We start from the raw sequence: 11,770 nt of genomic DNA on the forward strand, positions 1-11,770 counted from the left end.
TTTGTTTTTAATTTATTTTTCTCAATCATTTTTGTACTCCTTAGTGATAATCTACAATCTCTAATATTTCAACTATGGTAATTTCTGAATATATCAACATACCATCATCGTTTATAGGTAAAGGATCATTCCCAGGTTTATATATAAGCCTATATGGTTGTACTAAATCACATGCAAATTGACCGTTTCTATCTCCTGTTAAAGGATGATGTTTACCTGGCAACTTCATAAGGATTTCTAAATTTTCAGCGCATTTTATATCATCTATTCTCTGCATAATTTTATCAGCCATTTTAGTTCCATATTTTTTTCTTATTTTATTTTTATCTTCTAATATCTTTCTTAACTTTTTATTATTTACATTTATATCCATATTAAGTATACCTTATTAAAACAAAAAAGTCAAAAAATTTTTAACACTATCTGTTAAAAAAATTTATGAAATTCAGTTTTCGTGCATGTAAATTGAATAGCAATGTCTTATTCAGTAAAGTCATATGAAAGGTATCTTCTTTGTTCCAACTCCATAAAATTTTGCCAAAACGCTTATAAGCATAACTTGATTGCATCGAATATTGTAAATTATATTCGTTATATCCTATACACTAATAACTACATTTCCTTCAACATCATTTTCATTGTTCCTTGTCCAAATCTATTTTTGCCAAATTTTCAAGAATAAGTTTATTAAGCCTTTCCTCCTCTTTCAATTGCACTATAAACTCAGCTTTTAGCTGGGTAAATCGTTCTTCAAAATCAAAATCATCCTCTTCATCAGGAAGCCCAACATACCTACCGGGAGTTAAGACATAATCTAAATTTTTTACCTCCTCTAAAGATGCAGACTTGCAAAAACCTGCCACATCCTGATAATTTCCATCGCTACCTTTTTGCCATTCGTGGTAAGTATCTGCAATCTTTCGTATGTCTTCAGGTCTTAAAACCCTTGTTCTTCTGTTTATAAGTTCTCCCATATCGCGGGCATCTATAAAAAGAATCTGACCTTTTCTCTTCTTATTTCTATTGATAAACCACAAACAAGCAGGGATTCCAGTATTTAAAAACAATTTGGCAGGCAAATTTACTATACATTCTACTAAATCAGCCTCTATCAAGTTTTTTCTAATCTCATACTCTTCTTTTGTTTTCGAAGTTAAAGAACCTTTGGCAAGAACAAACCCCGCCTTACCTTTGATGTTTAAATGATGAACAAAGTGCTGAATCCATGCATAGTTCGCATTTCCTGTTGGTGGTATGCCATATTTCCATCGGACATCTTTTCGGAGCAACTCACCGCTCCAATCGCTATCGTTAAAAGGCGGATTGGCAATAACAAAATCGGCTTTTAAGTCTTTGTGAGCATCGTTCAAAAACGAACCTTCAGGATTCCACTTCACTTGCGATGCATCAATCCCTCTAATGGCAAGGTTCATTTTGCAAAGTCGCCAGGTTGTCTGGTTGCTTTCCTGACCATAGATGGAAATATCATTAATTCTTCCCTGATGCTCTTGTACAAATTTTTCAGATTGAACAAACATACCCCCAGAGCCACAGCAAGGGTCAAAAACTCTGCCTCTATAAGGTTCAAGCATTTCTACCAAAAGTTCAACAACGCTTCTCGGTGTGTAGAATTGCCCGCCCTTTTTCCCTTCTGCCAAAGCAAACTGACCTAAAAAATACTCAAACACATGCCCTAATATATCAGCGCTTCTTTCCTTGGCTTGGTCAAAAGCAATGTTGCTAAAAAGATCGATTAGCCCGCCAAGGCTAATGGGGTCAATATTCCCTCTTGCGTAAACCTTCGGCAGCACTCCTTTTAGCGATGGATTTTCTTTTTCGATTAACTCCATCGATTCATCAAGTATTTTCCCTATTCCCGGTTTTTTGGCATTTTCTTTTAGATGTTGCCATCTCGCATTGGTTGGAACATAAAAGACATTTTCGGCTCTGTACTCATCTATATCTTCCGGGTCGGCACCGGCATAGTCCCCTTCACCTTTTTTCAACTTCTCGTATAAGTTTTCAAAGGCATCCGAAATATAGCGAAGGAAAACAAGTCCCAGCACTACATGTTTATATTCCGCCGCATCGATATTTTTTCTCAATTTATCTGCGGCTTTCCAGAGTTGTTGTTCAAATGATTCTGTTGTATTATTATTCTTTTTTGCCATAATCAAAACTCCATAAAAATATCTTTAATTTTAGGATAGTAATTCAATTTTATACACATCAACCATTTTGTCAGTTTTTTGCCTGGTTTTTTCTTTCGGTTTTATTTTGTTGACCTTTTCATAAATATCATTCACAATTACCATCATTTTATATAACAATATGCGGATAAAGGAAATTATCGAAAGCAAATTTGGAAAAATATTGAATTTCCCTCTTATCCGCTTTTAGCCGAAGTAATGGTTTTAATCTCAATAACACATAAACGATTTTCTAACAATGTGAACAACTATACAGTGTTTGCTTGATATTGCATTAAATGATACACTAAACACATAAAGCATTAATAAGGTGCTATCTATGCCCCCGATACATACAACAACTTTTTCTTTAGAAATTAAAATATAATTATGAAATATCAAACGATAAAAAATCAATATAAAAGGCAAGAACAAGTTTGTCAATAGAGTAAAACCGTATTTAGCATATTCAGAGAAAGAATAAAGAATATAATAGATAAAAAACCTACCGCTTAAATCCCTTACCTATGCCCTATCCGTGAATAACTAAATTAAATTATCATTGATAGGCTCAATGGCGTAAAATTGAGGTTTATGGATTATTTTATAGTAGCGAATGAAATTTGGAGAGGTTGCGAAGTTTCTTCCTCTTTGAATACAATCTAATATGTTTTTCTTTTAATTACAACAAAAAACACAGATGAATTTGTAAGAGTTTCCGGTGTCTTCTCATTTGCTAACATCTCAAATAAAGTGGGAACTGTCCTATTCCCTCCTGAAAAAAGTTTTAAAGGTAGTCTCTTCTCGTTGTATTCCTGAAGGGAAGATTGGGTATGTCCGTGTGGTTGTTGATACTCCTTGCAATCTTCTGGATGAGTTGTCTTCTATTCAAGGGGTAGGGCGGTATTATTGGGCTTCAAGAGATGAACCCTGGGAAATGGCAGGTTGGGGTGAAGCAGATGTTATCGTAGCCGATGAAGAAATTTATGATTTTTCATACGCTTCCGTTATTGAAAAAATTTTAGACCGATTATCTTACGATTACTCTACAGTTCGATATTATGGAGGATTTAAGTTTCTCCCTCTGGACAATCGTGGAAAACGATGGAAATCGTTTCGTGCCTTTCGCTTTGTTGTCCCGCGAGTTGAATTACTGCGAACAGATACAGAAACGCATCTTATAGCCCATGTTATGGGAGGAGATATAGACGGCGGAATGAAACAAATCGCCGCTATACTCGATAATCTTGATTTATGGATTCGAGGAGGTGTTCCCGAAGAAAAGGAACAGGAACCTATTCATTTCCATCACCGATTGGACTGTCCATCAAAAATGGAATGGGTAGAACTTATACAACGCACTTTATCGGAAATAGGTGCCGGTGTATTTGATAAAGTAGTTTTAGCGAGAGAAACTACTTTTGAAGCCAATCGTAGGATTGACCCAGTTCTTCTTTTGAAGTCCATGGCTGAAAAATACAAGCATTGTTACCGCTTTTGCTTTAATCCTATACCGGAAAGAGGTTTCATTGGACTATCCCCGGAACGCCTTTATAAAAGATTAAGCACATACATTGAAACAGAGGCATTGGCTGGAACCGTCGCACGAGGTAAAGAAACAAAGGAAGATGAATACTTAAAATCTTCATTAATGAACAATATCAAAGAACGCAGAGAACATGAAATCGTTGTGGATATGTTAAAGACAAACATGGAACGATTGTGCTCCACTTATGAATATGATGAACATCCTAAAATAATTTCTTTGCCCACTGTGCATCATCTCTACACCCATTTTAAGGGGATACTGCATCCTGCCGTGGAGGATGAAGAAATTCTGGAACAATTACACCCTACACCGGCTATCGGTGGCTATCCGCGCGGTTCTGCGTTAGAATGGATTAAACGGGAAGAGCCATTAGACCGAGGCGTTTATTCAGGACCGGTTGGTTGGATTTCGTTCAGTTCGGCAGAATTTTGTGTGGGAATTCGCTCTGCACTATTGCAAGGGGATAAAATATCTTTATATTCCGGAGCGGGAATTGTTAAGGGTTCTCAACCCGAAGCGGAATGGAATGAACTGGAATATAAAATTATGGGTTATTTAAATGTATTAACCCAAAGTAATCCCTATAAGCAGGACATCGGAGGAGAAAAATGACTTCTATCATCCCATCACCCAATATGAACCATTTATGGGCAAGATTATTGGTTGAAGAACTATATCGAAACGGTGTACATGGTTTCTGCATTTCCCCAGGGTCTCGTTCTACTCCTTTGGCTCTGGCTGTTTCCCGTCAAAAGGAGATTGTTCATCATATTCATGTAGATGAACGCGGTATGGGCTTTTATGCATTAAATTGGGCAAAAGCCGTAGGAAAGCCCATTGCTCTAATCTGCACATCCGGGACAGCCGTGGCCAATTATTTTCCACCTGTAGTTGAAGCATCTTTGTCGCGAGTACCTTTAATTATACTTACTGCAGACCGTCCTCCCGAACTTTTGCAATGTGGAGCCAATCAGGCTATTGAACAATCCGATATTTTTGGTAATTATGTCCGCTGGTCGTTTACTCTGCCCTGTCCGGATTCCGCCATTACTCCCACCGTTATATTAACGACCGCCGGACATGCTGTCTATCAGGCTTGTCGGGCTCCTGCAGGACCTGTGCATATTAATTGTATGTTTCGCGAACCTTTAGAACCCATCGAAATAGAAGGGGATATTCCTGAAGATTATACACAACCTATTGATAACTGGTTGTCTAATAAAAAACCTTTTACACGCTGGAATTTACCCGAACACAGACTTACGACAGAACAGGAAATCTTTGTCCTTGATAAAATAGAAACGGTTCGAGAAGGACTTCTTGTAATAGGCGAGTTACGCAAAGAACAGGAAATCAAATCTGCTTACAATCTTGCTCAATCCTTGCACTGGCCTGTGTTTCCAGATGTCACTTCTGGCTTACGGTTAGGCAACAAAACAGATTTTTCAGTCCCTTATTATGACCAGATGCTCCTTCTTCCTGAATTTTCTGAAAAGTTCAATCCGAAGTTTATACTCCATATTGGTGGCACTATTACTTCCAAACGGCTTCTTGAATTTCTGGAAAAGAGACGACCTGATTATATGCTGGTAACCGACCACCCCCTACGAACGGACCCCATACATCGGGTTACCTATCGCTTTGAAACAGATTTAAGTTCTTTCTCCTCATGGTTATCTCCTGCTATGCGACGACGGGATGTTTATCCCTGGGGATTAGAGACGGTAGAATGGTCTCAAAAATTAGAGCAGGTTATAGACACATGGGCGGAAAAACAGGAAGAACTTAATGAAATTACAGTAGCTCGATATATATCCCAATGGAAACCTGCAGAATCGGATTTATTTTTGGGGAATAGCATGCCTATTCGTGATGCGGATATGTATGGTTCCATTAACGGCACAGGGGGATTGGTCTTTGCCAACCGTGGAGCCAGTGGAATAGATGGCACAATCGCAAGTTCCGCAGGTTTCTCCTTTGCCCGCAAGCGAATGGTTACCGCTGTTATCGGGGATTTATCCGCTCTTCATGACCTCAATTCTATATCCTTACTATCCAGCGAGGGTGTAAAGGTAATATTAATTATTATCAACAACGATGGCGGTGGAATTTTTTCTTTCCTGCCTATTTCTGCATATCCCGAAACATTTGAAAGATACTTTGGTGTGCCTCACGGCTATAATTTCGGAAATGTTGCCAAAATGTTTGGTATTGACTATTCTATCGTTCAAACGCCTAACGAACTGAAAAAGACCTACCAAAATACTCTTAAAAAAGGTGTTTCGAAAATTATCGAAGTTTCAACCAATCGCCCTGAAAACTTAAAACTCCACAAAGAATTACAAAACCAGATTAGAAAAGAACTCATAAAACTCATTCAGAAAAACCCCTGAATACCTTCATTTCAATTATTCCCCATTACAGATGTGCGGATGAAAAAATACCATCCCCATCATTCATCTTTGCCTTTTTAGTTTTGCAACTCCAATGGAAATCATTTAAAATCTATGAAACTACAATTTCTCCAAAAGAAACTTATTTATTGAAAGGAAAACAAAATGATAACAAGTGATGATTTATCTCGTAGAAGATTTTTATATGCCAGCGGTTCCTTTGTCTTAGGTTCTACCTTACTTCAGAAAGGGCTTCTGGCACAATCGGGAAACAATACCTATCCCCGTTTAAAAAAAGCCGTTCAGTGGAACAATCTCCCGAAAAATTTATCCGAATTAGACCGTTGCAAATTAGCCAAAGATGTAGGTTTTGATGGTATTGAGATACCTCCCTTTACAGATGATAATGAAGCCAATAAAGTTTTGGAATCGGCACAAAAAAATCAATTGGAAATTCATTCCATCATTTACGGCGGTTGGGACAAACCTCTATCCCATCCCAGTCCTTCTGTTGTAGAGGAAGGGAAGCAACGGATTAGCAATGCATTAGAATTAGCAAAACGCGTTGGAGCCAGCACTGTATTATTAGTCCCTGCAGTTGTTAATGAACAGGTTCGCTATCAAGAAGCATGGGAACGCTCCCAACAACATATTCGCGAATTAATTCCTGTGGCAGAAAAAAATCAGGTTATTATCGCTGTGGAAAATGTCTGGAACAAATTCCTTTTAAGTCCCTTGGAATTTCGTCAATACATTGATGAAATAAACAGTCCTTTTGTCCGTGCGTATTTCGATATGGCAAATGTCGTTATATTCGGTTATCCGCAAGATTGGATACGAACCTTAGGCAATCGCATTGTAAAACTCCACATAAAAGACTTTAAACGAAATGGCTATCAATGGTGCAATTTGCCCTATGAAGGGGATATAGATTTTGCAGAAGTGCGATTAGCCTTAAACGAAGTCGGCTATACGGGTTGGGTTACAGAAGAATTTCCTGCCGGTGATGAAAATTACTTGAAAGAACTTTCCCGACGGATAGATTTATTTATTCAGGGAGCCAAGAAAGCATAGCTTGAATTGGTTTGTTAAAAAGGGTTTCTTGTCTATTTGAAGGTTTTAGTAGACTTCTATTTCTACAACCTGAAATAAAGATTGATGGGCAGAATTATATGTAGGAACGATACGCAAATAATGGGCTGTCTGTGATGGGATTATATCTGTCTGCCAATCTCGATACTCCCCTTGTGTTTTATCTACCACGGTATTCCAGTTTTGACCGTCATTAGAAAGGTCTATATGGTATTGATAATAACGCTCATCAAGATTGAAAAGTAATAACTGAACCCGATGGACAAGGATATTTTTTGAAAAGTCAAGAACAATCTCTCCAGGAATACCACAACAGCCAAATCCTGCCGTTCCTGAATAGTTTGTTATATCTCCATCAATCATCCATTCTGGATTTAAAGATAAACAAAAGCCATCATTGGGTTTTATAACCTTTGTGCCATTATCTATATGGGCATAGTTATTACCCTTACGGTCGGGAACTTTATATTCCTCAATCGGCGGTAAATAAGAGGGTGTTTGATACTCCCCATGAATAAAATACGCAATATCTCTATAAATGCTTTTTAACTTATCATCCTGACTATGGGCTAATTTATAAATAGTATCATTTGCCTGATACCATGCTATCGGTTTCTTTACCCATTGGAAATGGGTTCCTGCCTGTAAATATTGTTGAAAACGATATTGATGCGTTTCTGATTTGAAAATTCGGTCATCTAATTCCATTTCTACACCACATTGGAACTCTTGAATACGATAACCCGCCAAAGAAAGACGATGATTTCCTCCCTTCCCTTCAAAAAAATAATTCGGTTGAAGAAACATGTAATCAAAATTAAGGTCTTTCCATAACCAAACATTGTTCCCTGTAAAATAAGGTATCCAGAAGAATTTCAATTTGTACCGATGAATTATTTCCGCCATAGCCTTTATTACATTTTCCCTACCTGCTGGGATAGACTCTGCAAGATAGTAAAATCCTATAAAATTCAAGTGTTCATATCCACCAACTTTGATTTGATAGAGAACTTCATCCATATACCATTGTAATGCCTTTAATACATCTTCCGTCTTTTGAAAATTTAATGGAACTTCAGAACCCGATAATGTTCCAAAGTTTATGCAATTTATATCAGGTTCAGGAATTGTGATGATAATATTTATTTTGTTTTGTATTTTCCCTTCTTTTTTTATTTCACCGACACATTCATTAATTGCATCGAGACATGAAGCCCATCTATTGATAAGCCATTTCCACTGTTCAATAGTTGCTATTTCTTCTTTCTTTTGTCCGCCCCAGAAATACTTACCATCGGAAGAACGATACTCAATTAAAAGGAAAGTATCAAACAAGGGAAATGACTTCTCTATAGAGATATCCGTATAAATAAGATACGGTTTAAAATCTTCTGGCTGCCAGTTTCTTCGTTGGTCTGACCCATGATAAATTAAACAAATATTTTTTATCTCAAAACTACGGATATTTTCCTCTGCCCATAGATAGTTACATAAAAAAAGAATAAAAATATGTATTATCAGAGCAATCTTTGTAATAGTAAATTTTCCTTTCATGGGTATACCTCCCTTCTCACATAAAAACAAAACATGCAAAAATATTTAAGAGACTTTTAAGTGCTTATACTTACTCGACACTTCTCTTATAATTTTTGTTATTAAAAGAAATAAACAATGTTTAAATATAACCGCCTGAAAAAGATTTTTCAAAATTGTATTTTCTTAACCTCGGATTTTTCCTGTATTTTATTGGACAATTAAAATCGCTTAAATTTTTATTTTTTCTCTTGACTTTTACAATATATTGTGGTATTGTAATAATTTGCACTCTATATAATGTGATTTTTGATATAATATTAGAAAATTAAAGATAAGGCGATAACATGAAAAATATATTATAAGGTTTTACATTATGTCACCAGATATTCTTGTAGAAGTGGGAAGAAAAGCAATTTGGATAACACTCATGATTTCTGCGCCGATGTTACTTACGGGGATGTTAGTCGGGCTTGTAATTAGTATTCTGCAATCTGTAACACAGATACAGGAAATTACCTTAACATTTGTTCCAAAAATTTTAGCGGTTTTTATTGTTTTTTTAATTGCGATACCGTGGATTTCAAGTGTCCTGATTGTTTTTACGCAAGATTTGTTTAATCAAATTCTTGAATTTTCGCGACTATGAAGGGTTAACTATGGATGGATGAATTTTTACCGACACGAATATTTGAAGTAGATGTTTTTTTATTCTTCATCCTTGTGTTGATGCGGGTATCGGGGCTTTTTGTTTCTATGCCCGTTTTAGGTTCGCGGAATGTTCCCATGATGGTTAAAGCGGGATTAGCAGGTTTAATAGCCATTATTCTTGTTTCAACAATGTCTCCCTTACCTCAAGGAATTCCCCATAGTTCTGGAGCATTTCTGATTGTTGGTGCTTATGAATTTCTTATAGGTATCGGTATGGGTTTTATTGTATCCCTGATGTTTTCCGCTGTTCAGATTGCAGGTGAAATTATGGACTTACAGAGTGGTTTTGGAATGATGAATATTTTCAATCCTGCTATGGAAACGCAGTTTCCTATTTTCGGTTTTTATCTATTTATTCTCTGGGCCATGTTTTTCTTATGGATAAATGGACATCTTGTGGTATTGCAGATATTAGGAGATAGTTATAAAACACTTCCAATAGGCTTGATGAGCCGAATGGATAATAACTTTGGATGGGAAATAACCCGATGGGGTCAAACGATGTTTATGTATGGGGTTCGTCTTGCGGGACCTGTCATTGTAACAATGATATTGACTTATGCAGTTATGGGAATATTAGGTAGGGCTATTCCTCAGATACATCTTTTAGTCATTGGTTTCCCTATTACCATTGGTTTGGGAATGATTGTTGTTGGAATTTCTTTAGGTGCGTATATGGGGGTTTTTGAGGACATGGCACAGGAAATGGTTCGTGAAGTTCAACTTTTTATACGAGGTTTAGGATAACAATTTATGCCAGAAGATGTCGGAGGTGAAAAAGTATTTCCGCCTACTCCACGAAAAAAGGAGCGGGCTCGGGAAGAAGGTAATGTTACACGAAGTCAAGAATTGACTTCTGCTATCGGTCTGACGGCTGCTATGGTGGCGTTATGGTTCATTGCTCCTCTGACTTTTCAATACTTTCTTTATGTAATAAGACATTACTTTGAAGAGCCCTGGCAACCTATTTATGATGCCTCCGAACTCCAATCTCTGATGCTCGAAATTGGGATTTATATAGGAATATGTTCTTTGCCTTATATTTTAATTATGATGGCAGCAGGTCTGGCAATTACGTATGCACAGGTAGGTTTACTCTGGACTGGAAAACCTCTGATTCCTAAATTAAATCGAATAAATCCCATTTCCGGATTTAATCGGTTTTTTTCTTTGCGTGCTTTGTATGAATTAGGAAAAAACATTGCGAAACTTGCCTTATTGTTAGTTATGGTTTATTATGCCCTCCGTTATCGCTGGACCGAGCTTGTTGTTCTTCCCAATTATTCCATTGTTGATATTTTGTATGTTTGTGGTGAACTTTTTCTTGCCGTTTGGTGGCGTGTGGCCCTGGTTATGCTGGTTTTGGGTATTATGGATTATGGTTTTCAATGGTGGCAACGCGAACAGGATTTGCGTATGACGGTTCGTGAAATGCGGGAAGAAATGAAAGAGATGGAAGGAGACCCAGCCATAAAAAGGCGTGTCCGTCAGATGCAAAGGCAAATCGCTTATCAGCGAATGATGCGTGAAGTTCCTAAAGCCGATGTTATCATAACCAATCCAACGGAATTTGCTGTTGCTTTGCGTTATGATATAAATACAATGCCTGCACCCATTGTTATCGCAAAAGGTGCAAGAATTATAGCCGAACGAATCCGTGAAATTGCGGTCCATCATCAAGTTCCCATTGTGCAGAAACCGGAACTTGCTCGGACCCTGTATAAAACGGTGGAGGTCGGACAATCAGTGCCTGAAAATTTGTTCCGTGCCGTTGCGGAAGTATTAGCCTTCGTATATCGTATTGACCGTAGAGAAGAAAAGCGAAGGGAACGGCAAGAATTTTTATGGAAAGAAAATCGTAAAACAGCATAGGATTAAGATATGGCGGTAGCACCGGCAACACGCGTTCCATCGACAAATATCTGGAGCCTGGCACGCAGTCCAGACATTGCTCTGGCTATCTGCGTAGTCGGTGTGCTGGTGGTGCTTATTATTCCCATTCCTAAAGTGCTGATGGATTTATTACTGACATTAAACATTTCTCTATCTGTTGTAGTGCTTTTGTCCTCTATGTATTTACAAAGGGCTGTGGATTTTTCAATCTTTCCATCGTTATTGCTCATTCTTACCTTATTCCGACTAAGTCTCAATGTGGCTTCAACCCGATTAATTCTGGCTCAGGCAGATGCCGGGTCCGTTATTCGGGCTTTCGGTACTTTTGTTACCTATGGAAATATTTTTGTAGGCATTGATTTTTATCATACTTGTTGTTATTCAGTTTGTTGTGATAACCCGCGGTGCAA

10 protein-coding genes are annotated in these 11,770 nt (G+C 37.5%); 7 read left to right on the forward strand and 3 right to left on the reverse strand.

Annotated elements, in window-relative coordinates; all coding sequences use genetic code 11:
* Positions 1–40: 40 nt before the first annotated feature.
* Positions 41–373, reverse strand: coding sequence for a killer suppression protein HigA (locus tag PLA12_13095; GenBank protein HOQ33428.1), 333 nt, complete (start codon positions 371–373; stop codon positions 41–43).
* Positions 374–635: 262 nt separating this feature from the next.
* Complete coding sequence (locus PLA12_13100; GenBank protein HOQ33429.1) at positions 636–2,171, reverse strand: class I SAM-dependent DNA methyltransferase; 1,536 nt, start codon at positions 2,169–2,171, stop codon at positions 636–638.
* A gap of 739 nt (positions 2,172–2,910) precedes the next feature.
* Here PLA12_13100 and PLA12_13105 point away from each other — a divergent pair.
* The 3 genes from PLA12_13105 to PLA12_13115 all read left to right on the forward strand — a co-directional run bounded on the left by PLA12_13105 (position 2,911) and on the right by PLA12_13115 (position 7,205).
* Positions 2,911–4,350, forward strand: a complete 1,440-nt coding sequence (locus PLA12_13105; GenBank protein ID HOQ33430.1) for an isochorismate synthase — start codon at positions 2,911–2,913, stop codon at positions 4,348–4,350.
* On the forward strand, positions 4,347–6,131 hold the full coding sequence (gene menD, locus PLA12_13110; GenBank protein HOQ33431.1) for a 2-succinyl-5-enolpyruvyl-6-hydroxy-3-cyclohexene-1-carboxylic-acid synthase: 1,785 nt from the start codon (positions 4,347–4,349) through the stop codon (positions 6,129–6,131). The genes PLA12_13105 and menD overlap by 4 nt, the downstream gene beginning before the upstream one ends.
* A 165-nt stretch (positions 6,132–6,296) precedes the next feature.
* A complete protein-coding gene (locus PLA12_13115; GenBank protein HOQ33432.1) occupies positions 6,297–7,205 on the forward strand; it encodes a sugar phosphate isomerase/epimerase family protein in 909 nt (302 codons plus the stop codon).
* 45 nt (positions 7,206–7,250) lie between these two features.
* On the opposite strand, the gene PLA12_13120 is transcribed toward PLA12_13115, so the two are convergent.
* On the reverse strand, positions 7,251–8,777 hold the full coding sequence (locus PLA12_13120) for a DUF4855 domain-containing protein (protein ID HOQ33433.1): 1,527 nt from the start codon (positions 8,775–8,777) through the stop codon (positions 7,251–7,253).
* A gap of 355 nt (positions 8,778–9,132) precedes the next feature.
* Here PLA12_13120 and fliQ point away from each other — a divergent pair, with 355 nt between their 5' ends.
* The 4 genes from fliQ to PLA12_13140 all read left to right on the forward strand — a co-directional run.
* Positions 9,133–9,405, forward strand: coding sequence for a flagellar biosynthesis protein FliQ (gene fliQ, locus PLA12_13125; protein HOQ33434.1), 273 nt, complete (start codon positions 9,133–9,135; stop codon positions 9,403–9,405).
* 14 nt (positions 9,406–9,419) lie between these two features.
* Positions 9,420–10,214, forward strand: a complete 795-nt coding sequence (gene fliR, locus PLA12_13130) for a flagellar biosynthetic protein FliR (protein ID HOQ33435.1) — start codon at positions 9,420–9,422, stop codon at positions 10,212–10,214.
* Positions 10,215–10,220: 6 nt separating this feature from the next.
* The gene (gene flhB, locus PLA12_13135; protein ID HOQ33436.1) at positions 10,221–11,339 is read left to right on the forward strand and encodes a flagellar biosynthesis protein FlhB; all 1,119 of its coding nucleotides are present in this window, start codon (positions 10,221–10,223) and stop codon (positions 11,337–11,339) included.
* A gap of 9 nt (positions 11,340–11,348) precedes the next feature.
* A partial coding sequence (locus PLA12_13140) for an FHIPEP family type III secretion protein (GenBank protein ID HOQ33437.1) occupies positions 11,349–11,770 on the forward strand: 422 nt, incomplete at its 3' end.

Origin of the sequence: Candidatus Hydrogenedens sp., assembly GCA_035378955.1 — a bacterium.
GTDB lineage: Bacteria > Hydrogenedentota > Hydrogenedentia > Hydrogenedentales > Hydrogenedentaceae > Hydrogenedens.

Coding starts and splice junctions, on each gene's coding strand:
- PLA12_13095 (HOQ33428.1), bottom strand. CDS start 373: ATGGATATAAATGTAAATAATAAAAAGTTAAGAAAGATATTAGAAGAT.
- PLA12_13100 (HOQ33429.1), bottom strand. CDS start 2,171: ATGGCAAAAAAGAATAATAATACAACAGAATCATTTGAACAACAACTC.
- menD (HOQ33431.1), top strand. CDS start 4,347: ATGACTTCTATCATCCCATCACCCAATATGAACCATTTATGGGCAAGA.
- PLA12_13115 (HOQ33432.1), top strand. CDS start 6,297: ATGATAACAAGTGATGATTTATCTCGTAGAAGATTTTTATATGCCAGC.
- PLA12_13120 (HOQ33433.1), bottom strand. CDS start 8,777: ATGAAAGGAAAATTTACTATTACAAAGATTGCTCTGATAATACATATT.
- fliQ (HOQ33434.1), top strand. CDS start 9,133: ATGTCACCAGATATTCTTGTAGAAGTGGGAAGAAAAGCAATTTGGATA.
- fliR (HOQ33435.1), top strand. CDS start 9,420: ATGGATGAATTTTTACCGACACGAATATTTGAAGTAGATGTTTTTTTA.
- flhB (HOQ33436.1), top strand. CDS start 10,221: ATGCCAGAAGATGTCGGAGGTGAAAAAGTATTTCCGCCTACTCCACGA.